Raw genomic sequence first — 24,763 nt, forward strand, 5'->3', positions numbered from 1 at the left:
GCCTGTCTTTGGAGAATCCCACCATGAAATCCCGTGCCGCCGTCGCCTTTGCTCCCGGCCAGCCGCTGCAGATCGTCGAGATCGACGTCGCCCCGCCGAAGGCCGGCGAAGTGCTGGTCAAGATCACCCACACCGGCGTCTGCCACACCGATGCGTTCACCCTGTCAGGGGATGATCCGGAAGGTCTGTTCCCGGTGGTGCTGGGCCATGAAGGTGCCGGCATCGTGGTGGAAGTAGGCGAGGGCGTGACCAGCGTCAAGCCGGGTGACCACGTGATTCCGCTGTACACCGCCGAGTGCGGCGAATGCCTGTTCTGCAAGAGTGGCAAGACCAACCTGTGCGTGTCGGTACGCGCGACCCAGGGCAAGGGCGTGATGCCCGATGGCACCAGCCGCTTCAGCTACAACGGCGAGCCGATCTATCACTACATGGGCTGCTCGACGTTCAGCGAGTACACAGTGGTGGCCGAAGTCTCGCTGGCGAAGATCAATCCGCAGGCGAACCCGGAACATGTCTGCCTGCTCGGCTGCGGTGTCACTACCGGCATCGGTGCGGTGCACAACACGGCCAAGGTGCAGGAAGGCGACAGCGTGGCAGTGTTCGGCCTCGGCGGCATCGGCCTGGCCGTGATCCAGGGCGCGCGCCAGGCCAAGGCCGGCCGCATCATCGCGGTGGATACCAATCCGTCCAAGTTCGAGCTGGCGCGTGAGTTCGGTGCGACCGACTGCATCAATCCGAAGGACTTCGACAAGCCGATCCAGCAGGTCATTGTTGAAATGACCACCTGGGGCGTGGACCACAGCTTCGAGTGCATCGGCAACGTCAACGTGATGCGCGCGGCGCTGGAATGCGCGCACCGTGGCTGGGGCCAGAGCGTAGTGATCGGCGTGGCCGGCGCCGGCCAGGAAATCTCCACCCGTCCCTTCCAGCTGGTCACCGGCCGCAAGTGGATGGGCACGGCCTTCGGTGGCGTCAAGGGTCGCAGCCAGCTGCCGGGCATGGTGGAGGACGCGATGAAGGGCGACATCGAACTGGCGCCGTTCGTCACCCACACCATGGATCTGGACGGGATCAACGATGCCTTCGATCTGATGCACGAAGGCAAGTCGATCCGTTCGGTCGTGCACTACTGAGCCATTCCGGGTGGCATGCCATCAGGGCTGCCACCCTTCTGGAGAGACACCATGGAACGCATCGAACATCGTGCCTGCTTCGGCGGTTGGCAGGACGTGTACCGTCATCCCTCGTCCACGCTGGGCTGCGACATGCAGTTCGCCGTTTACCTGCCGCCGCAGGCGGAAACGCAGGCGCTGCCGGTGCTGTACTGGCTGAGCGGACTGACCTGCACCGAACAGAACGTCATCACCAAGGCGGGCGCGCAGCGCTATGCGGCCGAACATGGCGTGATTCTGGTCGCGCCCGACACCAGCCCGCGTGGCGACGATGTCGCCGACGCGGAGGGCTACGATCTGGGCAAGGGTGCCGGCTTCTACCTCAACGCCACCCGCGAGCCGTGGTCCAAGCACTACCGCATGCATGACTATGTGGCGCAGGAACTGCCGGCGCTGATCGAGGCGAACTTCGCGGTGACCGGGGCACGCGCGATCAGTGGTCACTCGATGGGAGGTCACGGTGCACTGGTGGTCGCGCTGCGCAATCCGGGGCGTTACCGCAGCGTGTCGGCATTTTCGCCGATTGTTGCCCCCAGCCAGGTGCCCTGGGGACAGAAGGCGTTCCAGGCCTATCTGGGCGACAACCGCGCCGACTGGGCCGCGTGGGATGCCTGCGAACTGATCGCTGCGGCCAGCGAACGCTTGCCGCTGCTGGTGGACCAGGGCGGGGCCGATGAGTTCCTGCAGAGCCAGCTGCAGCCGCAGCGCCTGCAGCAGGCCTGCGACGCCGTCGGCCATCCGCTGACCCTGCGCCTGCAGGATGGCTACGACCACAGCTATTACTTCATCGCCAGCTTCATCGGCGAGCACATCGCTCACCACGCCCGCGCGCTGCACGGCTGAATAGCCCGCGTGACAGCTGCGGTCCCGGGACGCAACCGCGCATGCCCCGGCGCGACGGACCGCCTGCGTCGATGTAGCGCCGCGCCATGCCCGGCGCAGGGGCAGGGGAAGCAGGTGTGGCGTGGATCACGCCTCCATGGCGGCCTGTCGCGCTATCGTGCGTGCAGACAGGCTTGCGCAGTGGGGGATGCATGCCGGTAGTGCTGGCGCTGCTGTACGTGTTCGGCCATGGCCTGGTCGTGGCCCTGTGGCCGGGGCCGGCAGGCCTGGGTTCGTTCGTGTTCCTCACCGGCGCGCCGCTGCTGGCCGCCGCCGCATGCCTGTGGCGCGCGCGTGCGGATCGCGCCGCGCTGGGCTGGCGTGCCATCGCGCTGGCACTGCTGCTGTGGGCGGGGGGCATGGGCATCAACATGCTCGATGCACTCCGTGCCGACCGCCCCGACATCACCCCGGGCGCCAGCCTGCTGCTGTACGTGCTGTATGGCGTGCCGCTGGTGTTCATCCTGGCCCGCTCGCGGCGGGAGCGCTGGGCCATCAGCGTGATCGACGGAATCATGGCGGCCCTGCTGGGCGTGCTGTTCTTCGTGCATACCCAGTCATTTGCCGACCATGTCGGCATCGACGACCAGGCGCTGGCCAACATGCAGCGCATGTTCGATATCCAGAACCTGTGCATCGCTGTCTTTGCCATCGTGCGCTGGGTGTCCTGTGATGTCCCGGAGCGACGCAGCGTGTTCCGCGCGCTGGCGCTGTACGCGCTGGCCTATCTGCTGGTGGCCTACTACATCAACCACTTCACCTCCGAACAGTCTTTCGGCGCCTACAACGATCTGCTGATCGACGTGCCGTTCCTGTTGCTCGCGCTGCTGGCACTGCGGCGGTCGCCAGCTACCGGATTCGTGCTGCAGCCGCGGCTGGCCCGGCTGGTGCAGGCCGGCGGCCCGATCATCCTGCCGCTGCTGCTGCTGGTGGTGGGCACCCTGGTGGTGGACCATGCCAGGCCCCTGGCATTGGCTGGATTCGTTCTGGCCACGTTGGGGTTCAGCCTGCGCAGTGCGCTTCTGCAGATCGATCTGCTGGAACGGCAGGCCGGGCTCGACCAGCTCGCGCGCCAGGATGGCCTGACCGGCGTAGCCAACCGCCGCCAGTTCGATGCCGAACTGCAGGCCGAATGGAACCGGGCGCGGCGGAGCGGCAGCGAACTGGCGCTGCTGCTGGTCGATATCGATCATTTCAAGGCGTTCAACGATGCCCATGGTCATCCCGCCGGCGACCGTTGCCTGCAGGCCGTGGCGGCGCTGCTGCAGCACAGCGCCGGGCGTGCGGGCGACAGCGTGGCGCGTTACGGCGGTGAGGAATTCGCGGTGATCGTGCCAGGCACGGCGTTGGACGGCGTACAGGCCTTGGCCGAGCGGCTGCGACGCGCGGTGGAAGCGCTGCAGCTGCCGGAAGGGCGGGTCAGCATCAGCATCGGCATCGCATTCCTGCATCCGCCGGCAACAGCCGATGCCGGGCAGCTGCTCGCCGATGCGGATGCGGCGTTGTATGTGGCCAAACGCGCGGGACGCAATCGTGTGGCGATGCAGGGCGCAGCGCCGGCCGGTGCAGACCGCCGCTAGACCCCGCCCCGCGCATTCGCCAGGGGAACGCGGTTCCGCCGCTGGTGGCTGTCGCCCGCGGACGCGCCTTCGTCGGCGGTACCCGCACTCCGTCGCACCGCGCTGGCGATCACGCGGGAGCCGGTTCACCGTCACCCATCAGTGTGGAGAGGAGCAGACATGCACAGAACCCTGGTGTCGCTGGCCGCGTGGAGCGCGATGGCCTTCAGTGCGCAGGCGGTCGCGGCCACGGCGGCGTCGCCTTGCGCCGCTGCGAGCTACCGGATGGCCGATGGCAGTACGCTGGACATCGGCCCGGGTGCGGGCGATCAGCTGCGCTGGCGCACGCCAGATGGTCGCAGCGGCGCACTGCAGCGCACCGCGGGCGATGCCTGGACCAGTACCCGCGGCTGGACCGGGCAGCCGGACGGGCACCGGATGGTGCTCACGGACTGTGGGAAGCGCGGCATCAGCGTCGATGGAATGAAGGGCGAGCGCATTCCGCTGCGGCAGATCGACACCCGTTTCAGCGGTGCCGGCGCAACGCTGCAGGGGCGGCTGACGCTGCCTCCGGGCGATGCGCCGGTTCCACTGGTGGTGCTGGTGCATGGTGCGGAGAACAGCTCCGCGCTGGAGCGCTACTCGCTGCAGCGCGAGTTCGCCAGTGCCGGCATCGCCGTGTTCGCGTACGACAAGCGGGGCACGGGACGCTCTGGCGGGCGGTACACGCAGAACTACCTGACCCTGGCCAATGATCTGATCCTGGCCACGCGCGAAGCACGCCGGTTGACGGGGGCACGTGCGCAGCGGGTCGGCTACCAGGCCGGCAGCCAGGGTGGCTGGGTGGCGCCGCTGGCGGCACGCATCGAGCCTGTGGATTTCATCGTGATCAGCTTCGGCCTGGCGGTCTCGCCGCTGGAGGAAGACCGCGAGGCGATCGCCTTCGACATGCAGCGGGCCGGCCAGGGCGCGGAAGCCACTGCGCAGGCGATGCAGATCGCCGATGCGGTGGCGACCATCGTCGAAAGCGGATTCAGCGAGGGATTCGATGTACTGGCGGAGGTGAAGCAGCGTTACCAGCATGCGCCCTGGTTCCCTGCGGTACGCGGGAACATTGCCGGGTATCTGTTGTCGACTCCGGAGGTCACTGCGCGCGAGCAGGGGCCGCGGCTGCTGGACGGGGTGCCGGCCCATTACGACCCTTTACCGGTGCTCACGCATCTGCAGGTGCCGCAGTTGTGGATCTTTGGCGGGCAGGACCGCGATGCGCCGCCGGTAGAGACGCTCAGGCGTCTTGCGGTTCTGCAGGGCCAGGGACGGCCGATCTACACGGCCGTGTATGCAGACGCCGATCATGGCATGTACGAGTTCGAGCTGGATGCGGCCGGGGAACGTGTATCGACACGGCAGCCGGCCGGGTACTTCCAGCTGATGACGGACTTCATCCGTGGCGATGCGCTGCGGGCCGAATACGGCCAGGCCCGCCCGACGTCCGCGCGATGAGGGCTTCGACGGGCGAAGCCCAGCAGACGCCAGCGTGTTCGCCGCTCAACGCACGTCGCGCAGTTCCCAGTGATGGCCGGCCAGCAGACGCAGGCGCTGCTTGAACACATCGCTGTCGATGCGGGTGGTGGCCACCAGGTTGATGCGCAGGTCCTTCTGCTCACCGGTTACGGTGGCGTCCGGGTCGGTCACGCCCCACTGCGGCTCCACTGCATCCGGATCGGGTTGCTTGGCTTTCCAGCGCTCGAACAGCGCGCCGCTGCGCAGGGCGTCCTGCAGTTCTTCGGCAAAGCCGGCGGCGCCCTGCGAATGGAAGGACAGGTCGGGGTCGTTGCCGCGGGCCTTGGACGGGTCGGGAAGGCTGATGTGGTACTGCGCAGGCATGGTGATCTCCTTGAAGTGCGGCAAGGCTGGCATAGACGCGGTGCAATGCTTGTGTACATCCGGCGCACCTGCATGCAGGCGTCGCCCGCCCTCATTCGAACCGATGCGGTCCATCGGCAAAGCCCACGGTAACGGCGCCCTTGCCGACGTTGACCATGCCGGTCAGGCTCATCACCGATTCGTACACGGTGACGCCGTGGGTGGCGCAGACGTCCGTCAGCTGCGCATAGCCGGGCAGGGCGCGCAGCTCCTCCAGCTCACCGCCATAGCTGACGCAGACTGTCGGTGTCATCAGTCCACTGCGCACGCGCTGGCCAACCACAGCGAAGAGCTTCTGCACGGCATTGTCGAAGCCCTTGATCTTGGCCACCGGGCCGGTCTCACCGCGGTAGCCGTGCAGCACCGGCTTGATGTCCAGTGCGCTGCCAAGCGCGGCACTGAGCAGGCCGACACTGCGGTCGCCCTTGTGCCGCGCGCGGGCCCGCATGTAATACAGGTCACGGGTGACCATGTAGCCATGCACGTTGCCGGCCAGTTCCTCCAGCCGCTCGCGGATCTGCTGCACGCTGGCGTTGCTGTCGCGCAGGCGCACCGCTTCCACCGCCGTCACCGCCTGCGCGGCGAACAGGTTCTGGGTGTCGAGCACGCGCAGTGCGAAGGGCGAGTTGTAGCCCGCGGCCTGCCGCACCGGCTTGTAGTCGTTGAGGATGGCGAAGCTGGCCTGCAGGGCGTTGTCGTGGATCGGGCTGCGGGTCTTGGTGATGGTCATGCAGAAGACGTGGTCGTAGTCGATCACCAGCTGCTGCAGGAACAGGTCACGGATCTGGTTGACGCTGAAGGGGATGGTCTCCGCCTCGGCACCATGTTCGGCCACGTGTGCGTGCAGGAAGCTGAGCGTGGCCTGTTCGTCGCGGTGGTCGGCGAGTACGGCTTCGCCGATCCGTACGGTGATCGGGAGCAGCACGATGTTGTGTTCGGCAATGAACGCCTGCGGCAGGTCGCAGGCCGAGTCGACGACGATTCCGATGCGCATCCGCGGCTCCCCCTCCAGGGCGGTTGTTGGTTCGGAAGTGTGAAAAATATCTCAAAACGGGAGCCCGCGCGCGAGGGAAGCGCAGGCGCCCTGTTCAGCGTCTGCGCTGTACCGCGATCGGCAGGGCCTCCACCCGCTGCCATTCCGGCTGCTTCAGCAGGTCCGGATCGGCCAGCACAGCGGCCATCAGCGGGTGCGCGTCATTGCCCCAGAACAGCTCGTCGCCGATGGCCAAGGTCGGTACGCCGAACACGCCGGCCGCGAGCGCAGCCTCGGTGTTGCGCCGCAGCTGCTCCTTGACCTCTGCGGTTGCCGTGGCGGCCGCCACATCCGCGATGCCCAGCCGCGCGCCGGGTTCGCGCAGCGCCTCGGCGCTGTCGGCGGCGTTGCCCTCGCGCCAGATCCAGTCGAACAGCACGTCCACGGCCTGCGCGCCGCCGCCTGCGGCCAGGCACAGCCGCAGGGCGGCCAGCGGGTTGAACGGGTGGGCAGGCGGGAAGCGCAGCGTCACGCCTTCCGCCTGCGCGTTCCAGAGCAACTGGCGGTAGATGAAGCGCCGCTTGGCCGGGATCTCGGCCGGGCCGAGATTGCCAAGCTGCTGCAGCACCGCCCCGAAGGCGATCGGCACCGGCTGTACCTGTGCGAACTGGGGCAGTTGCTTGACCTTCTGCCAGTGCAGGTAGGAGTAGGGCGAGACGAAATCGAAGTACCAGTGCAGCGGGGCCATGGGGCTTTCCTCGTCGGTCAGGGCTGCGCGTTGCGCTGCAGATAGCGGTCGCGCAGGTCGGTCTGGCGCGAGCGCATCGGCATCGGCCGCCCGCCCATCCAGACCTGTTCGGCATAGTGCGCCACATCCAGTGGGTCGCCTTCCCACAGCACCAGGTCGGCGCGCTTGCCGGGCTCGATGCTGCCGATCTGGTCGGCCACCCCGAACGCCTGTGCGGGAACCCGGGTCAGGCCTGCCAGCCCGTCGGCCCAAGGCAGGCCATGGGCGACCGCATTGCCTGCGAGCTGGCGGATCTTGCGTGCGTTGTGCGAGGCATCGCCACGTTGCACGAAGCTGACGGGCACGCCCGCACGCTGCAGTCGTGCCGCGTTTTCCAGGGTGGCGCCGATCTGGTCGAAGCTGGCCGGCAGGTTGGCCAGCACGTCGACGAACACCGGCACCCCGGCCGCAGCCAGCTCCGGCGCCAGCTGCCAGGCTTCGCTGGCTCCAGACAGGGCGATCTTCACCTTTTCGCGTGCAGCCCAGCGCAGCAGCTGGCGGATATCGGCAGCGCGATCGATTTCAACCACGATGCGGCCCTGGCCGGCCAGATAGCGCGACAGTGTGCGGCGACCGGCCGGTGTCAGCACGGCGTGCGGTGAATCGGCGGCGACCTGGCCGCGCGCTTCATCCACCATCTGCTGCAGCAGCATCCACTGTGCTGCACGCGAATGACCGGTCAGTTCCGACGCTGCGGCGCCCAGCCGCAGGAACAGCGCACGTGGACCCAGCGGGTCGGCGCTGCCATCGAGCCGCATCACCCCGCCCTGGCCCGCCACGAAGCCACCGCCGGTGACGGCGCCCAGCGCGGTGAAGCCGATGCCCTCCAGTCGCGCCACCGGAATGAGCACCGACGCGGGGTTGTAGGCCAGGGTCACGTCGAACTCCGGACGCAGCGGTTGCTCGCCGATCTTCAGGCTGCTGTCGACCGTACTCGCTTCTCCCGAGACTTCCTCGATGCCGATCTCGGCGATGCCACCGAACAGCGCGGGCGTGAGCGGGCGGCCATCGGCTTCAACCACGGTCGTGCCGGCCGGTGCGGCCAGGCCCGTACCCACGGCACGGATGATGCCGCCCTGCACCAGCACATCGGCGTGCTGCAGGCTGCCGCGTGCGCCGGCGGTGTGAACCGTCGCGCCGCGCACCAGCAGATCCTGTGCCGATGCCGTGCCGGTGATGGCTGCCAGCACCATGATCGCAGCGCCGAGCCATGCCCGGTTGCGGCTGGAAGACCTTGCCATCTGCATGGAACCGGCCATCAGTGCACCTCCTGCCCGAGCTGGAAGTCCGACTGCGGCGTTGCCGGCAACGCACTGCGGTCGTACAGGCGGCGGCCATCGACATAGACCTGCTCGGCCAATGCGTAGGAGCTGAAGGGATTGCCGTTCCACACCACCACGTCGGCCATCTTGCCGGGCTCCAGCGTGCCGGTCTGGCTCTCGATGCCCAGCGCCTTGGCGGCATTGGCGGTCATCCAGGTGATCGCATGTTCAGGAGTGATCGGGGCCATGCGTGCGCGGCGCGCGGCGGCCATGACCTTGGCGGCTTCCTGGTTCAGGCGCTGGATGCCTTCGGGCGAATCGGAATGGACGATGGCGCAGCTGTTCTTCGCCCGGTCCACCAGCGCGATGTTCTCGGGGATGCCATCGAAGGCTTCCATCTTGAAGCCCCACCAGTCGGCCCACAGTGCACCGCAGACGCCGTCCGCCGCCAGCCGGTCGGCCAGCTTGTAGGCCTCCACGCCGTGGTGGAACGCTGCCACCTTGAAACCGAATTCCTTGGCCAGGTCGAGCATGGTGGCCATTTCATCGGCGCGGTAGCAGTGGATGTGCACGCGGATGTCGCCCTGGATCGCGCCGGCCAGGGTGTCCAGCTTGAGATCGCGCTTGCCACCGGCATCGCCCGCGCTGTCACCTTTGTCGCTGCCGAACCAGCGCTTGCGCTTGGCTGCCTTGGGCGTGTTCTTGGTGATGTAGTCGGCGGCATCGATGAAGGCTGCGCGGTAGCCGGCGACGTTGCCCATCCGCGTAGCAGGCGTCACACCCTTGCCTTCGCCATAGACGCGTTTGGGGTTCTCGCCGCAGGCCATCTTCAGGCCCCACGGCGCGCCGGGAAACTTCATCGCCTGGTAGGTGATGGCCGGAACATTCTTCAGGGTCACGCCGCGGCCACCGACCAGGTTGGCCGAGCCGGGCAGCACCTGCATGCTGGTCACGCCGCCGGCCAGGGCGGCAGCGAAGCCGGGATCCTGCGGCCACACCGAATGCTCCGCCCAGACATTGGCCGTCACCGGTGCGGTCATCTCGTTGCCATCGCTGTGGGCGCCCACCCCCGGGCTGGGATATACGCCCAGGTGCGAGTGCACGTCGATCAGCCCGGGGGTGACCCACTTGCCCTGCGCGTCGATGCGGGTGACATCGGCCTCGGCCTGCAGCTGCTGGCCGACAGCAACGATGCGGCCCTCACGCAGCAGGACGTCGGCATTGTCCAGGCGCTGGCCGGTGCCGGTCAGCACCGTTGCGTTGTGGATCAGCACCGGCGCATCGGGCTGCGCCCGATAGGTGCTGGGGTAAGGATCGGCCATGAAGCGCGAGGCGCCCAGTGCTGGCGCGGCGGCCAGCGTAACCAGCGCCAGCCCCAGCCCGGCGCGCAACAACGTCGACGTCATGCAGATCCCCTCGGCTACGTAAGCAACCGCTGACGCTAGCCGGGCAGCGGTGGGCTTGCCAAGTGACCTTCTTCACAGGGTGCGACCGCGTGCCTCGACGGCGTCGCCCCACTGGCCGAAAATAGGCGGTCCCCGCCGTTCCGGACCGAGCATGAAGAGCAAGCAGGAAATCGTCGACAACTGGCTGCCGCGCTATACCGGCGTGCCCCTGGACCAGTTCGGCCCGCACGTCCTGCTGACCAACTTCGGCGGCTACCTGCACACCTTCTCCGAACTGACCGGTGCGCCCATCGTCGGCCTGGACCGGCCCATGGCCAGCGCCACCAGCGATGGCATCACGATGATCAACTTCGGCATGGGCAGCCCCAATGCCGCGATCATCATGGACCTGCTGTCGGCGGTGATGCCCAAGGCGGTATTGTTCCTGGGCAAGTGCGGGGGCCTGAAGCGCAAGAACCAGCTGGGCGACCTGGTGCTGCCGATCGCCGCGATCCGTGGTGAAGGCACTTCGGGCGACTATCTGCCACCGGAAGTACCGGCACTGCCGGCCTTCGCCCTGCAGCGCGCGGTCTCGACCATGATCCGCGATCTGGGGCACGACTACTGGACCGGTACCGTCTACACCACCAACCGGCGGGTCTGGGAACACGACGAGGCATTCAAGGAACGGCTGCGCGCGATGCGCTGCATGGCCATCGACATGGAAACGGCCACGGTGTTCGCCGCCGGCTTCGCCAACCACATCCCCAGCGGCGCCCTGCTGCTGGTTTCGGACCAGCCGATGATTCCCGACGGGGTCAAGACCGAAGCCTCCGATGCCAAGGTCAGCTCCCAGTTCGTGGAAAACCATATCCAGATCGGCATCGAGGCGCTTAAGCTTATCCGGCGCAACGGCAAGTCGGTCCGCCATCTGCGCTTCGACGAATGATGATGAGGGCCGGGCGCGGGACGTCCGGGCCCGGGAGTAGGTAATGGACGTTGCCGCGCAGGTGGTGGAATTCTGGAAGGAGGCGGGCCCTGCGAAGTGGTTCGCCCGCGACGATGCGTTCGACGCGCAGTTCCGCCGATTGTTCCTCGATGAGCATTTCGCTGCGGCCGCGCGTGCGCGCGAACACTGGCTGGGCAGCGCCGAGGGTGCGCTGGCCCTGATGCTGCTGTTGGACCAGTTCCCGCGCAACTGCTTCCGTGGCACCGCCCACTCCTACGCCACCGATGGGCTGGCCCGGCACTACGCCATGCGTGCCATCGAGGAAGGGCTGGACCTGCAGCTGGTTCCGAAGCTGCGGGCCTTCATCTACCTGCCGTTCGAGCATTCCGAGGATCCGCTGGACCAGGACCGTTCGGTGGCCATGTTCGACGTGCTGGGTGACAAGGAATACCTGCAGTACGCCGACCTGCATCGCGACATCATCCGCCGTTTTGGCCGCTTCCCGCACCGCAACGCCGTGCTGGGCCGCATTCCCACGCCGGAGGAACTGGACTACCTGGCCGAAGGCGGGTTTGCCGGCTGACCGGGCGGGGCCGGCCACGCGCGCGACAGGCAGGAAACGGAAAACGCCGGCGTGCGCCGGCGTTTTCCTGTTCCGCGCTGCAGCCGATCAGTACTTCGGCACGCCGTTGTCCACCTCTTCGGACCAGGCGTTGATGCCGCCGGTGATGTTGAAGACCTTGGTGAAGCCAAGCGCGCGGAACTGCTCGGCAGCCTGCGCACTGCGACCACCGTGGTGGCACAGGAAGGCCAGTGCGGTGTCCTTCGGCAGTGCTTCCAGCTCGGCGCGGCCGTTGCCGTCGAACACCTTGAACGGCACGCCGACGGCGGCGATGGCGCGCTCGTCAGCCGGGCGCACGTCCACCAGGATCGCGTTGCCGGCGCGCACCAGGTCGTCGGCGTCGCGCACGCTGATTTCCTGCACCGGCTTGGGTGCATTCGGGTTGTCGATGGCCAGGCCCTTGCCGCGGATGTCGTCCACCCAGTCGATGGTGATGCCTTCGGCACGGCGCGCGCTGGCCAGGTCGAACTGCACGCGCAGTCCATTGGATTCGGCGGCGATCGCAGCCTCGTCATGCGGAGCGAGCTGGAAGTTGGGCTGGAAGGCTGCATCGATGCTCAGCTGCAGGGCGGCGCCCGGGGCGTCGGCCAGCGCGCCCTTGAGCATCTCCACCGCGGCCGGGGTGACGGTGATGCGCGGCGGGGTGCGGTCCGGCGCGGGCAGGCCCAGCACGCTGCTCAGTTCGCCGCTGGCGGCCATCTGCAGCACGATGTCGCTGCCACCGACCAGTTCGCCGTCGATGTACAGCTGCGGGATGGTCGGCCAGTCGCCGTAGGCCTTGATGCCTTCACGGATTTCCTGGTCGGCCAGCACGTTGACGTGAGCGAACTCGACGCCCAGGTCCTGCAGCGCGCCCACGGCCTTGGCCGAGAAGCCGCACTGCGGCATCGACGGCTGGCCCTTCATGAACAGCACGACGCGGTTGGCGTTGAGGAGGGATTCGATGCGCGAACGCAGGGCAGGATCGAGAGACATGGGAAGTCGGGGGTCCAGTAATTCGAATCTTCGATTCTACCCCTCATGGCATCATGGGGTATGAGCAGCGCAGGAACATTGCATCGCATTCCGCCCCGGCCATGGCGCTGGCTGCCCTGGCTGGTGGCGTCGCAGTTGGGGGTGATCCTGGCCTGGGTGCTGGCGGGATGGCACTGGGGTCTGCCGCTGATGGTGGCCAGCCACGCGCTGTTCATCGTGCCGGTGTTCCTGCCCAACAGCCGCTTCTACACGCCGGTGCTGAGCCGCCTGGCGCAGGCGGACGACGCGGTCTGGTTGACCATCGATGACGGTCCCGGTGCGGACACGCTGGCCGTGCTTGATCTGCTGGATCGGCATCAGGCGCGGGCGACATTCTTCCTGGTCGGCGAGCGGGCCCTGGCCCAGCCGGCGCTGGTGGCCGAGATCCTGCGCCGCGGGCACGATCTGGGCAACCACAGCTTCAGCCATCCGCAGGCGCGCTTCTGGCGGCTGGGACCGAAGGCGATGCGTGCGGAGATCGAAGGCTGCCAGCATGCGCTGCAGGCATTGTCGGGCACGCCGGTGCGCTGGTACCGGTCGGTGGTGGGCATGACCAATCCGTTCGTGGGCCCGGTGCTGCGCCGCCTGGGCCTGGTGCGGGTGGGATGGAGCGCCCGCGGCTTCGATGGTGTCGGCTGTACGCCCGAGCGCGTGCTGGAGCGCCTGCTGCCGGATCTTCGCCCGGGCGCCATCGTGCTGCTGCATGAGGGGGCCGCCCATGGCCACAACCTGGTAATCATCGAACGCGTGCTGCAGGCACTGGATCAGCGTGGATTGAAGGCAACGCTGCCTTCGGTATAGCGCAGCGGCACGCACGGAATCCGCCGGGCACGGCCCGGCGCTACCAGGGGAATGGGCAGGCATCCGGTAGCGCCGGGCCACGCCCGGCGAGCGCAGCGGCGCGCATGGAACCCGCCGGGCCACGCGCGGCGTCACCCAGGCCGTTCGGCCACCACCAGCCAGCTGTTGAACGGTGTGCGCCCGTGCAGCGGCCGTGGTGCGGCGACGCGCAATCCCGCTTCGCTCAGTGTCGCCAGCAGGGTCTTCGGCTGGGGATAGTGCCGCGGGCGGGTACCCATCCAGCCCACCAGCCAGGCAAGGCGGTCCGCGACCCGCGTGGTGCGGTCCCGGCCATCACCGGTCGCCAGCGGCGTGCGCAGCAGCAGCCGTCCTCCGGGGGACACCCGCGCGCTTGCGGCACGCAGCAGCGTCTGCTGCGGTCCGGCATCCAGGTACTGCACTACGTCCAGCAGCAGTACATGGCCGACGTGCGACGGCAGCGCAGCCTGCACATCCAGGCATTCGAAGCGCACGGCCGGCAGGCCTTCACCGGCTTGCCGCGCCCGCTCGATCTTGGCGGCGTCCACGTCCACCCCGAGGTAGGGCTGGCCGCGCCCGCGCTGGCGCAGCACATGCGCGAACAGGCCCAGTCCGCAACCCAGGTCCAGCACCGGCTGGCCATCCTCGGGCAGCTGTTGCAGCACGCCGTCGTACAACGGATCGCTGCCGAGCTTGCCGCGGGTGTAGTAATAGTCGCGGCGGCTGCCCCAGGCCTGTGCAGGTCGGAACGCCTCGGCGATCGCGCGGGCCTGCGGGGAGGTCAGCGGGGAGCAGGGCAGGGGCGTGCCATTCCGTGGCGTGCCGTCCATCGGGTCAGCCGGCGTCGCCGAGCCGGCGCAGGGCGACCGGCAAGGCGCGCTCGCTCCACAATGCATACATGCGCGCGGAGGGGTGCAGACCGTCTTCGGCGATCATCGCCGGGTCGTGACCGTGGACGCGGCTGATGTCGGTGATGTCGACGAAGTCGACACCGAGGCCACTGCAGACCTGCTCCGCAGCCGCGTTGAACGCGTCGGTTTCGATGCCGATGCGGCCACGGTGTCGGCCGCTGCTGGCGCCGAACGGCGTCACGCCCCAATCGGGAAACGACAGCACCAGCACCCGATCGGTACGGCCGCCGGCAAAACCGATCGCGCGCTGCAGCAGGGCCTGGAACTGCGTGCGGTATTCGTCGAGCGGGCGGCCGCGGTACTGGTTGTTGACCCCGATCAGCAGACTGACGAAGTCGAACGGCCCCTGCGGGGCGGCCTCGTCGATGCCGGCATCGAGCTCGTCCGTGGTCCAGCCGGTGGTGGCGATGGTCTGCGGATCGGCCAGCGCGACGCCCTGTGCGCGCATCGCGGCGGCCAGCTGATGGGGCCAGCGGCCTTCGACCGCGACGGCCTCACCGATGGTGTAGGAGTCGCCCAGCGCCAGATAGGACAAGCCCACGACTCAGGCCACCGAACGGCGTGGCTTGATCGGTACGACCTTGGTTGCATCCTCGGCGCGGCGGGCCAGCACGCGGTCGATGCGGGCGAACACATCGCGCATCACCGAGGCCTCCGGCAGCAGGGTTACGCGGAAGTGGTTGCGGTAGGGCACGTTGAAGCTGGAACCTGGCACCACCAGCACGCCCTCGTTGTCCATCAGGTCCAGGGCGAAGGTGTGATCGTCGAAGCCCTTGGCGGCAGCGCCGACCACCGCCGGGAAGGCATACAGCGCGCCGGCGGGGGCCACCAGCGACAGATGCTCGCTGGCCTCGCATGCTTCGATCACCGCGCGGCGGGTTTCGTACAGGCGCCCGCCCGGGGCACACAGTGCCGAAATGGTGTCGGGCCCGTTCACCGCAGCCTCGATGGCGTACTGGCCGGGCACATTGGCGCACAGGCGCAGCGCGCTGAGCAGGTCCATCGCCGCGCGGAAGTCGCCCAGGCGTGCGTCATCGCCGCTGAGGTGCGCCCAACCCACGCGCCAGCCGCAGGCGCGATGCACCTTGCTCAGCCCGCTGAAGGTCAGGCACGGATGGTCGCCCGCCAGCGGTGCGACCGGCTGGAACACCGCCTCGTCATACAGGATCTGGTCGTAGATCTCGTCGACCAGCAGCAGCAGGTTGTGCCGGCGCGCGATGTCCACCACGCGTTCAAGCAGTTCGCGCGGGTAGCTGGCGCCACTGGGATTGTTCGGATTGATCAGCACGATCGCGCGGCTGCGCGAGGACACCAGGGTCTCGATCTCGCTCGGGTCCGGCTGGAAGCCGTTCTCGGCGGCGCAACGGTAGTACACCGGCCGGCCGTCGTTGAGGATGGTGGAGGCCGACCATAACGGGTAGTCCGGGGACGGCACCAGCACTTCATCGCCGGGGTTGAGCAGCGCACGCAGCGACAGGTCGATCAGTTCGCTGACGCCGTTGCCGACGAACACACGGTCCGGGTGCGCGTCGGGAGCGCCGCGACGGGTGTAGTAGGCAGCGATCGCCTCGCGCGCCACCGGCAGGCCCTGCTGGTGGGTATAGGGATCGGTGCGACCCATGTCGTCGGCGATCGCGCGCTGCAGGTGTTCCGGGGCGCGGAAGCCGAAATTGCCGGGGTTGCCGATGTTGAGCTTGATCAGCTTGCGGCCCTGCGCCTCCAGCTCCCGGGCTCGCCGGGCCAGTTCTCCGCGGATTTCGTAGCGCACTTCGGAAAGGCGCTCGCGGGTGGCCAGGGGCTTGGGCGCGGAGGTTGACATGGTCGGTGAGCCGTCGGATGGCATGGAGGTTCCATGGTAGCGGAATTGCTGCACTGCATGGCAAGGCCCCCAGGGCCCGCCGCTGCTGGGCTGGAGCGGCGTTGGCACGGGTAGAATGGAGGCGATGACCCAGACCCCCGATTTCACCGCCCTGCAGACCATCGGCTGGCCCTGGCCGGGCCCGGCGCAGCAGGCCGACTGGCAGGCCATGATGGCCGAGCACCCGCAGGCCCGCCCGGCCCGGGTGATCGAGCAGCACCGTACGCACTATGTCGTGGCCGACGCCCCGGACGCTGCGATCAAGGCCGAATCGCTGCCGGAATGGCAGCGGCCACGCTTTCCCAGCCATGAGCGGCCGGCGGTCGGCGACTGGGTGCTGCTCGACGGCATCCGCATCGTGGCGCTGCTGCCACGTCGCACCGCGATCAAGCGCGGCGCCGCCGGCGAGCATTATCACCAGCAGGTGATCGCGGCCAACATCGATACGGTGTTCATCGTCTGCGGGCTGGATGCGGACTTCAATCCGCGGCGTATCGAGCGCTACCTGCTGCTGGTGGGCGGCGGTGGTGCCGAACCGGTGGTGGTGCTGACCAAGGCCGACCAGACCGAATACAGCGAAGATGCGCTGGCGGTGCTGGAAGAACTGGAAATGCAGGGGATCGCCCTGCATGCCATCAATGGCCTGGATGCTGGCAGCGTGGCTGTGCTGCAGCCATGGTTGGGGCCGGGCCGCACCGTGGTGCTGGTGGGCTCCTCCGGCGCCGGCAAATCCACGCTGACCAACACGCTGCTTGGCGAGCAGCGGATGAAGACCAATGCGGTGCGCGCCAACGACTCACGCGGGCGTCATACCACCACCCATCGTGCGCTGATGCCGTTGCCGACCGGCGCCTGCCTGATCGACACGCCCGGCATGCGCGAGCTCAAGCCGACCGGCGAGGAGACGCTGGCCGAAGGGGGCTTCGCCGATATCGAAGCACTGGCCGAACAGTGCCGCTTCCGCGACTGCTCGCATCACCAGGAGCCCGGTTGTGCGGTACGGGCGGCCATCGACGCGGGTGAGATCGAGGAAAGCCGGCTGCTGAACTACTTCAAGTTGAAGGAAGAAGTGGCGGCTGCGGCCGCCAAGCTGGCCGTGCGCCAGGCCGAGACCGCGCAGGAACGAGGTGGCAGGAAAGGCAAGGGCCAGCAGTTCCGTCCGGCAGGAAAGCCGCGACGTCGTTGATGAGGCAGCCGGCCATGGGCGCGGCTGCATGGAAATTCATCCCGGGATACCGGGGTAACGCCTCCGCTGATGCCGGGGGCCGCGGAGGACAGCGCACGGCCGGGCAGGGCGCTATAGTCCGCGCATGGAAACGACCGCCGTGCTGGATCGCGAGGTGGCCCACCATGCGGCGCTCGACGCGCGGCTGGTCGAGGCCGTGGGTGGCATCCGCCTGCTGGGCCTGACCAGCTGGCCGGCGACGGTGCAGGCACCGTTCCTGGACAGCGTCGCGCGCGGGCAGCCGCAGTTGCCGAAGGTGGACTACCCGAAGCTGGATTTCAGCGAGGAACGCCGCACCTTGGCGGCCATCGCCGCCGACTGCGACGCGGGGCATCCGTTGGGCCACTACGTGCAGCAGTCCGCGCACAGCTGGGACCTGGCCGCACGCCTGCTGGAGGGCCTGGGTACCGCAGCGGTGGACACCTGTTCGGTGCAGCTGTTCGGCGCCCCCGAACAGCCCTTGCCGGGCAATGGCCCGAGTACGCGCGATGCAGCGCGCCATTTCATCCAGATCGCGGCCGAGCTGGACCATGAACTGCTGGCGCCGGAAGAACAGGTGCCGGTGTCTGCGATCGCGCTGCAACTGCAGCTGCAGAACGATCTGGATGCCTTCTTCGAATCGCGGATCATCCAGGTGCAGCTGGACCCGGAACTGGTGTCCAAGGCGGCCGCCGGACCGACGCGGATCCGCCTGCGTACCAGTGCGCGCTTCAGCGCCTACGATCGTGCACAGCTGTTCCATCACGAAGCGCTGGTGCATTCGCTGACCGCGTTGAATGGCCGGGAGCAACCGGTGCTGCCCAGCCTGGCCTTGTCCTCACCGCGGGTGACGGCTACCCAGGAAGGGTTGGCCACGTTTGCCGAGCAGATCACCGGCAGCATCGACATCGAGCGCCTGAAGCGGATCAGCCTGCGTACCGAAGCCATCGCGATGGCCCGCGAGGGCGCCGACTTCATCGAGGTGTTCCGCTACTTCTGCGATGCCGGGCAGAACCCGGAAGAGAGCTTCGCATCGGCCCAGCGCGTGTTCCGCGGGGTGCCCCCCGGCGGCGGGCTGGCCTTCACCAAGGACACCGTGTACCTGCGCGGGCTGGTATCGGTGCACACCTTCTTCCGCCACATGCTGGCCGAGGATCGCCTGCAGGTCTGCCGGTGGCTGTTCGCGGGCAAGATGAGCCTGCAGGACGCCATCGCGTTCGCGCCGTTGTTCCAGGCCGGGGTGTTGAAGCCACCACGCTGGCTGCCGCACTGGGTCAGCCGGGCCAATGGCCTGGCCGGCATGCTGGCGTTTTCCCTGTTTGCCAACCGGATACGGATGGACCAGCTGGCGCCGGAGTGACATGCGTTGGCGGATCCTGCATGGGCCTGCCTGCCCGCGCCATGCAGGAACACTCGATGCGCCGCAGCGCCCGCTTCTGACTTAGAACTCTGCCGCCACCGTCATGAACACCTGCCGCGGTGCGCTGGCGTGGATCGCGTAGCGCTTGCCTTCCGGGTCGGTCGGCGCGAACGAGCTCAGCTGGCCGGCGTAGCGCTTGTTGGTCAGATTGGTCGCGTTCAACGAGACCCGCACGTTGCGCAGTCCCAGCCCAGGGCCGAAGTCATAGCCGGCACCCGCATCGAAGGTGGTCACGCCCGGCACCGACTGATCGTTGGTGTAGGTGTAATAACGCTTGCCGGTGTACTTGGCACGCAGGCTGGCGAAGAAGCCATCGCGGTTCCAGCTGATTTCGCTGGAGGCCATGCGCTGCGGCGTGTCCACCGTGATCTTGCCGGCCACCGGCACCACCGCGCCGCCGGAGATGTAGTCATCTTCGTAGGTGGTCTTGTTCCAGGACAGCGCGTTGTACCACTGCAGGCCATCGACCGGCTTGAGGATGAAGGTCAGTTCCGCGCCGTGGCTCTTCACCGAGCCGACGTTGATGAAGCGTGTCACGCACTCCGGTCGGGTGCCCACTTCGATGCTGGAGCACGGGTTCAGTGACAGCAGGCGGTTGTCGAACGTGACGTTGTAGGCGGCGATCGAGGCCTGGTACTTCTCGCCGAACGTGCGGAAACCGGCTTCCAGGCTCTTCGACTTTTCCGGTTCCAGGTCGGCGCTGGCAGCGAACGATTCCGGTGCCACCTGCAACGGGCCGCCACTGCCGCCACCGACGAAGGCGGCGATGTTCTCTGCGTATGAGGCGAACAGCTCGTTGTTGGCGTTGAGCTTGAAGCCCACGCCCAGCTGCGGCAGTACCGACTCCTTGGCCGTCAGCGTGCCGGACGCCAGGCGGGTTTCCACGCCCGGGCGGGCCGTGGCACGCATGCGGGTGTTCGGGCTCTTGATGCCGACATCAACGGTCAGGCGCTGGTCGAGGAAGCGCATGCGGTCCTGCACGTAGAACTGCTGCGTGCGGATGTCGTAGTCCTGGTTGAACAGCAGGCGGTCCGGATTCTTCAGGTACAGGTCGTCCAGGAACGGACCGCTGATGTAGTAGAAATTGCGCGACACGTTGTGGTCGTTCTGCTCGTACCACAGGCCGGCTTCCAACTCGTGGATGCCAGCCGTCCATGACAGCGCTGCGGTCACGCCGTCGCGGTTGATCGTGTAGTTGGTGCTGCGGATGGAGATCGGCAGCATCCGGTCGGTGCCGGGGTACGACGGCTGGCCCGGCGCCCACCAGTGACCCTGGCCGCGGTTGTCATGGTGGTAGGCCAGCAGTTTCAGGCGGCCCTGCTCGCCCAGGCGAAGGTCGGCATCGATCGAGTACAGGTTGTCATCGCGCAGCGCACGGCTCTGGTAGTACGCATCGTCGATGCTGGTCACGCCGCCGCTGTAGGCACATCGCGCCGGATCACGCGTAGCCGGCGCGCAGTAGGCGGCGGCCACCGCGCGGTTCCAGTCCGGCGCATAGATGTTCCAGTCCCAGCCCAGGCCCCGGGCCAGCATGTCCTTGGACAGGTAGGCGTAGTTGGCCTGGCTGGCACGCGAGGTCGCCACGAACGCGCCAAAACGATGGTCGCCCACGTTCCACACGGCCTTGGCATTGAACTGGCGGGTGGTCTGGTTCTGATGCGGCGCGGCCCACATGTCCTGGTCCTGGTGAACGCCGGAGACATACGCAGAGAAGCCGTTGAGGTCGCCCGTATCCACGCGCAGGTAACCACGGCGCTGATTGTCGTCGCCGACGGTGACGCTGGCACGGCCGCCGAACTCGGTGGACGGATCGGACGAGAAGTACTGGATGGTGCCGCCGAGGTTGCTGGTCGAGGCCACGCCGAGTGAACCGATGCCCTGCGACAGCTCGGCGCCGGCCAGGTTTTCGGCGATCAGCGCACGGGCGATGCTCAGGCCGTTGTAGTTGCCGTAGCTGTTGTCGCCCAGCGGAATGCCATCGAGGGTATAGCCCAGCCGGCTCTTGTCGAATCCGCGCAGGCTGATGGTCTGCGACTCCTCATTGGCGCCGAACGCATCGTTGGACTGCACCGAGACGCCCGGCAGCCGATCGAGGATCTTCTGGCCGCTGGTGCCTGGCGGGAGCACCTGCTTGTCGACGCTGGTGATGCGCTGCACCTGACGGGTCTCGCCCTGGCCGATCACCGAGACGGTATCCAGCGTCTGCGCGCTGGGCGCGGCGTCGATATCGGCGGCGAAGGCGCTGGCAGCGGCGGAAAGCGCGATCGCTACGGCGATCGTCAGGTGTCGAGTCTGCATGGTGGTCCGTTGCATGGGGGATGGGCACCGGCGTGCGTGCGCGATGCCACCCCACTATGCGAACGGAACATGAAAGCTTCTTTACGGAACACCCATGCGGGTACGCGCCGCCACGTTGGCGGCGCACCCAGGGCGGCTCATTAGCCCATGTACAGCCCACCATTGACCGGATAATCGGCGCCGGTCACATACGAGGCCTCGTCCGAGGCCAGCCACGCGCACAGGCCGGCGACTTCCTCCGGACGGCCCAGGCGTCGCACCGGCACCGATGCGGCCAGGCGGTCCAGGACATCCGGAGGAAAACTGCTGATGGCCTGGCTGGCGATGTAGCCCGGCGAGAGCGTGTTGACCGTCACTCCGCGTGACGCTACTTCGGCCGCAAGTGCCCGGCTGAAGCCATGCATGGCGGCCTTGGCGGTGGCGTAGTTCACCTGGCCGATCTGCCCCTTGTGGGCGCTGACCGAACCGATGTTGATGATGCGTCCCCAGCCCCGCGTGGCCATGCCATCGACCACCTGCTTGGTCAGGTTGAAGAGCGCGTTGAGGTTGGAGGCGATCACCGCATTCCAGTCCTCTACCGTCATCTGCCGGAACAGCAGGTCGCGGCTGCCGCCGGAGTTGTTGACCAGCACGTCCACTTCTCCCACTTCCGCGCGCACTTTGGCGAAGGCGGCGCTGGTCGAGGCCCAGTCGGTGGCATTGCCCTCGGAGGCGATGAAGTCAAAGCCCTGCTCGCGCTGCTCGCGCAGCCAGTTGGCCTTGCGCGGCGAGTTCGGCGCACAGCCGGCAACAACCGTATGGCCGGCGCGGGCCAGGCTCTGGCAGATGGCAGTGCCGACACTGCCCATGCCGCTGGTGACGTAAGCGATGCGAAGAGTCATTGCGGAACGCTCCTTGGTAACGGGATCAGGCGGCGAGGGGATACAGGCCGAACAGCAGGCTGCCGACCATCAACAGCAGCGAGATGGCGATGGCCCACTTCAGGGTGAATTTCTGGTGGTCGGCGAACTCGACCTTGGCCAGGCCCACCAGCAGGTAGGTGGAGGGCACCAGTGGGCTGAGCAGATGCACCGGCTGGCCGGCCAGCGAGGCGCGGGCCATTTCCACCGGCGTGATGCCGTAGTTGCCAGCGGCTTCGGACAGGATCGGCAACACGCCGAAGTAGAACGCGTCGTTGGACATGAAGAAGGTGAACGGCATCGAGGCCACGGCAGTGATCACCGCCAGATAGGGGCCCCACGAATCCGGAATCACCGCCAGGAAGCTGTGCGACATCGCCTCGACCATGCCGGTGTTGTTGAGGATGCCGGTGAAGATGCCCGCCGCGAAGATCAGCGACACCACCGACAGCACGTTGCCGGCGTGGTTGACCACGCGACGGCGCTGCTCGGCCAGGTTCGGGTAGTTGATCACCAGGGCAATGGCGAAGCCGACCATGAACAGCACCGGCATCGGCAGCACGCCGACGATCAGCGCGGTCATCAGGACCAGGGTCAGCACCAGGTTCACCCACAGCAGCTTGGGCCGCTTGATGTCCTCGGCATCCTCAACCGTCGGCAGCGCATTGCTGTCGTCGGACACGCTGCTGTCCATCCAGCTGCCGCCCTTGGGCAGCGTCACCACGCCCAGCCGGCGGCGTTCCTTCAGGCCCAGGTACCACGCCAGCAGCAGCACGCCCGCGCAGGCGATCACCATCGACGGGATCAGCGGCACGAACACATCAGCAGGATCAACGTGCAGTGCGGTGGCGGCGCGTGCGGTCGGGCCGCCCCACGGAGTCAGGTTCATCACGCCACCGGCGAGGATGGTCACGCAGGTCATGTTCAGCGCGTTCATGCCCAGCCGCTGATACAGCGGCAGCATTGCCGAGACCGTGATCATGTACGTGGTCGAGCCATCGCCATCGAGCGAGATCAGCATCGCCAGCACGGCGGTGCCGAGCACGATCTTCATCGGATCGCCCTTGACGAAGCGCAGGATCACCCGCACCAGCGGATCGAACAGTCCCGCGTCGATCATCACGCCGAAGTAGAGGATGGCGAACATCAGCATCACGCCGGTCGGCGCGATCTTCTTGATGCCTTCCAGCATCATTTCGTCGATGCCGGCGCCAAAGCCACCGATCAGCGCGAACAGGATCGGGATGGTGATCAGGGCCACCAGCGGTGACAGCCGCTTGCTCATGATCAAGTACATGAATGTAATGACCATGCCAAAGCCGAGGATGCTCAGCATCATCTGCGGACTCCTTGAGAAAACAGGACGTGGGAAAGGGAGGGGCGGGTGCGGAGGGGGGCGCGGAAGAGGCTCAGAAGTCGTACTGCAGGCGGCCGGTCACGGCGCGCGTGCGGTCCACCGTGATCCCGGCCAGGCGGTCACGGTTGCGGCTTTCGATGACGTTGAGCATGAATCGCAGGTTGTCGCGCAGGTACCAGTTGCCGCCGAGCGTCCAGGCTTCGGTACTGCCGCGGCGCAGGTCGGGAGCGCCGTCGAGGTGCTGCGCGCCCCACATCCGGTCGTAGCGCAGCGCCACTTCAAAGGCACCGGCCTTGTGGCGGATGTCCTTCACCCTGGCGAAGCGGCCGGTCTTGCGGTCGTAGGCGCGGCTCTCGCCGGTAACGAACCAGCTGAGCATGCCGTAGCCGGCCATGACGTCGCCGCGCTGGGCGCCGTCATCGAAGGTCGCACCGCTGAACTCGCCCTGCCATGACAACGGTCCACGGACCTGGGCGTACTCCAGCGACCACTTGTTGACGTCGGTATCGCGGCCTGCGGAGAAGTCGACCAGGGTCAGGCGGCTCTCATCGGACAGATGGCCGGCGGGGCGCGGGCGGATGCGCAGTGCCGGCACACCGTTGGCGCCAGGGTTGTCGTATGCCTCACGGGCCAGCGACAGGCCCAGGTGCAGTACATCGCCGTCGCTGGGCGAGGGCGCCCAGGTCACGCGGCCACCGGCGGCGCGCCCCTTCACCTGCCAGGCATCGATGCTCTCCAGGCTGTAGACGCTGGCGGCCCAGGTGAAGTCACCCGGATTGGCCTGCCACGAGGCACCCAGCCGGTACAGCGGCGCCAGCGTGGTACCGGCATTGCCGCGCTCCAGGAAGCTGCCGTAGTTGGAGCTGGTGCGGTCATCCAGCGAGAAGTACTGCTTGAACTGGCCGACCGTCAGCTTGCCGGCCTTGCCGAAGCTGCGTGCCAGGTAGACGTCCTTGGCTTCCACACGGTCGCCGGAGAAGTCGGCTTCCATCTTGTAGTCAACCACGAAGAACCTGCCGGAGACATCCAGCCAGGCGCGGCGGATCTCGGTGTCATCCTTGTTCGGCGTACCGCGGTTGTCATTGTCGAACGTGGCGAAGTCCAGATGCAGGCGACCGCCCAGCGTGGCGGTGACCGGCCGCTCGTCATCAGCGGCAAAGGCCGGCGCGGCCAACGCAGCCAGGGCCATCATGGCGGCGGAACGCGGCCAGGCAAACGTGAATTCCACAAACCCTCCCAGGTGCGCGCCAGGCGCGCGGCAATCGTGGGCACCGGATGGTGCGCGGCCGCAGTCTGGGTCGCGCAAGCTGTCATCCGCCTGTCAGCGGTTTGTGCGTTGCAGCGTAAAAGCGGCCGCTGCGCTCGCCGGGCATGGCCCGGCGCTACCCCCGTGCAGGCTCCCCGATCGCGCCGGTCCATCCATCCCCCCCCGCGACGCCCGGGTAGCGCCAGGCCATGCCCGGCGG

General features: G+C 67.5%; 22 protein-coding genes. 9 read left to right on the plus strand and 13 right to left on the minus strand.

The genetic code is table 11. From position 1 onward, the window contains the following. The first annotated feature begins 23 nt into the window (after positions 1–23). The 4 genes from IMX13_RS16875 (at position 24) to IMX13_RS16890 (ending at position 5,116) form a co-directional block, all read left to right on the plus strand. Positions 24–1,133 carry an S-(hydroxymethyl)glutathione dehydrogenase/class III alcohol dehydrogenase gene (locus IMX13_RS16875; RefSeq protein ID WP_065175135.1) on the plus strand — a complete coding sequence of 370 codons (1,110 nt, stop codon included), beginning with the start codon at positions 24–26 and terminating at the stop codon, positions 1,131–1,133. A 51-nt stretch (positions 1,134–1,184) separates the two neighbouring features. After that, positions 1,185–2,015, plus strand: a complete 831-nt coding sequence (gene fghA / locus IMX13_RS16880) for an S-formylglutathione hydrolase (RefSeq protein WP_065181736.1) — start codon at positions 1,185–1,187, stop codon at positions 2,013–2,015. A gap of 191 nt (positions 2,016–2,206) precedes the next feature. Beyond that, the gene (locus tag IMX13_RS16885) at positions 2,207–3,634 is read left to right on the plus strand and encodes a GGDEF domain-containing protein (protein ID WP_111186171.1); all 1,428 of its coding nucleotides are present in this window, start codon (positions 2,207–2,209) and stop codon (positions 3,632–3,634) included. Positions 3,635–3,793: 159 nt separating this feature from the next. After that, positions 3,794–5,116 (plus strand): alpha/beta fold hydrolase, encoded by a 1,323-nt coding sequence (locus tag IMX13_RS16890; RefSeq protein WP_227255491.1) that lies wholly within the window; start codon positions 3,794–3,796, stop codon positions 5,114–5,116. 45 nt (positions 5,117–5,161) lie between these two features. Here the strand turns inward: IMX13_RS16890 and IMX13_RS16895 are convergent, their stop codons facing one another. From IMX13_RS16895 to IMX13_RS16915, 5 genes are all read right to left on the minus strand, one after another. Further along, entirely contained in the window at positions 5,162–5,500 is a 339-nt protein-coding gene (locus tag IMX13_RS16895; RefSeq protein ID WP_053443843.1) for a hypothetical protein, read from the minus strand. A 91-nt stretch (positions 5,501–5,591) separates the two neighbouring features. Beyond that, positions 5,592–6,533, minus strand: a complete 942-nt coding sequence (locus IMX13_RS16900) for a DegV family protein (protein ID WP_053517434.1) — start codon at positions 6,531–6,533, stop codon at positions 5,592–5,594. 94 nt (positions 6,534–6,627) lie between these two features. After that, positions 6,628–7,260, minus strand: coding sequence for a DsbA family protein (locus tag IMX13_RS16905; protein WP_065181734.1), 633 nt, complete (start codon positions 7,258–7,260; stop codon positions 6,628–6,630). Between the two features lie 17 nt (positions 7,261–7,277). Beyond that, the gene (locus tag IMX13_RS16910) at positions 7,278–8,540 is read right to left on the minus strand and encodes an amidohydrolase family protein (RefSeq protein WP_164152840.1); all 1,263 of its coding nucleotides are present in this window, start codon (positions 8,538–8,540) and stop codon (positions 7,278–7,280) included. Between the two features lie 17 nt (positions 8,541–8,557). Continuing rightward, positions 8,558–9,967, minus strand: a complete 1,410-nt coding sequence (locus tag IMX13_RS16915; RefSeq protein WP_193396786.1) for an amidohydrolase — start codon at positions 9,965–9,967, stop codon at positions 8,558–8,560. Between the two features lie 151 nt (positions 9,968–10,118). Between IMX13_RS16915 and IMX13_RS16920 the strand changes: the two genes are divergently transcribed. After that, on the plus strand, positions 10,119–10,895 hold the full coding sequence (locus IMX13_RS16920) for an AMP nucleosidase (protein ID WP_053517431.1): 777 nt from the start codon (positions 10,119–10,121) through the stop codon (positions 10,893–10,895). A 43-nt stretch (positions 10,896–10,938) separates the two neighbouring features. Then, a complete protein-coding gene (locus IMX13_RS16925) occupies positions 10,939–11,478 on the plus strand; it encodes a DUF924 family protein (RefSeq protein WP_065175129.1) in 540 nt (179 codons plus the stop codon). An 87-nt stretch (positions 11,479–11,565) separates the two neighbouring features. Here IMX13_RS16925 and grxD read toward each other — a convergent pair whose 3' ends face one another. After that, positions 11,566–12,492 carry a Grx4 family monothiol glutaredoxin gene (gene grxD, locus IMX13_RS16930; protein WP_193396787.1) on the minus strand — a complete coding sequence of 309 codons (927 nt, stop codon included), beginning with the start codon at positions 12,490–12,492 and terminating at the stop codon, positions 11,566–11,568. Positions 12,493–12,552: 60 nt separating this feature from the next. On the opposite strand from grxD, the gene IMX13_RS16935 reads away from it, so the two are divergent. After that, positions 12,553–13,332, plus strand: a complete 780-nt coding sequence (locus tag IMX13_RS16935; RefSeq protein ID WP_053517427.1) for a polysaccharide deacetylase family protein — start codon at positions 12,553–12,555, stop codon at positions 13,330–13,332. Between the two features lie 131 nt (positions 13,333–13,463). On the opposite strand, the gene IMX13_RS16940 is transcribed toward IMX13_RS16935, so the two are convergent. The 3 genes from IMX13_RS16940 to IMX13_RS16950 are packed head-to-tail and all read right to left on the minus strand — an operon-like array spanning position 13,464 to position 16,080. Further along, on the minus strand, positions 13,464–14,180 hold the full coding sequence (locus IMX13_RS16940) for a class I SAM-dependent methyltransferase (RefSeq protein WP_053517426.1): 717 nt from the start codon (positions 14,178–14,180) through the stop codon (positions 13,464–13,466). A gap of 4 nt (positions 14,181–14,184) precedes the next feature. Next, complete coding sequence (locus IMX13_RS16945; RefSeq protein WP_065175127.1) at positions 14,185–14,802, minus strand: SGNH/GDSL hydrolase family protein; 618 nt, start codon at positions 14,800–14,802, stop codon at positions 14,185–14,187. Positions 14,803–14,805: 3 nt separating this feature from the next. After that, positions 14,806–16,080: a pyridoxal phosphate-dependent aminotransferase gene (locus IMX13_RS16950; RefSeq protein WP_193396788.1), complete on the minus strand. Its 1,275-nt coding sequence runs from the start codon at positions 16,078–16,080 to the stop codon at positions 14,806–14,808. Between the two features lie 115 nt (positions 16,081–16,195). Between IMX13_RS16950 and rsgA the strand changes: the two genes are divergently transcribed. Beyond that, a complete protein-coding gene (gene rsgA, locus IMX13_RS16955; protein WP_065175126.1) occupies positions 16,196–17,305 on the plus strand; it encodes a ribosome small subunit-dependent GTPase A in 1,110 nt (369 codons plus the stop codon). Positions 17,306–17,429: 124 nt separating this feature from the next. Next, positions 17,430–18,683 (plus strand): flavohemoglobin expression-modulating QEGLA motif protein, encoded by a 1,254-nt coding sequence (locus IMX13_RS16960; RefSeq protein ID WP_065175125.1) that lies wholly within the window; start codon positions 17,430–17,432, stop codon positions 18,681–18,683. 81 nt (positions 18,684–18,764) lie between these two features. On the opposite strand, the gene IMX13_RS16965 is transcribed toward IMX13_RS16960, so the two are convergent. The 4 genes from IMX13_RS16965 to IMX13_RS16980 form a co-directional block, all read right to left on the minus strand. After that, positions 18,765–21,041 carry a TonB-dependent receptor gene (locus tag IMX13_RS16965; protein ID WP_193396789.1) on the minus strand — a complete coding sequence of 759 codons (2,277 nt, stop codon included), beginning with the start codon at positions 21,039–21,041 and terminating at the stop codon, positions 18,765–18,767. A gap of 140 nt (positions 21,042–21,181) precedes the next feature. Further along, the gene (phbB, locus tag IMX13_RS16970; protein WP_053517420.1) at positions 21,182–21,922 is read right to left on the minus strand and encodes an acetoacetyl-CoA reductase; all 741 of its coding nucleotides are present in this window, start codon (positions 21,920–21,922) and stop codon (positions 21,182–21,184) included. Positions 21,923–21,947: 25 nt separating this feature from the next. Next, a complete protein-coding gene (locus IMX13_RS16975) occupies positions 21,948–23,276 on the minus strand; it encodes a CitMHS family transporter (protein ID WP_053517450.1) in 1,329 nt (442 codons plus the stop codon). Between the two features lie 73 nt (positions 23,277–23,349). Continuing rightward, complete coding sequence (locus IMX13_RS16980) at positions 23,350–24,489, minus strand: porin (RefSeq protein ID WP_065175123.1); 1,140 nt, start codon at positions 24,487–24,489, stop codon at positions 23,350–23,352. Between the last annotated feature and the right edge of the window lie 274 nt (positions 24,490–24,763).

This window comes from Stenotrophomonas sp. B2 (assembly GCF_014947095.1).
Classification (GTDB): domain Bacteria; phylum Pseudomonadota; class Gammaproteobacteria; order Xanthomonadales; family Xanthomonadaceae; genus Stenotrophomonas; species Stenotrophomonas maltophilia_P.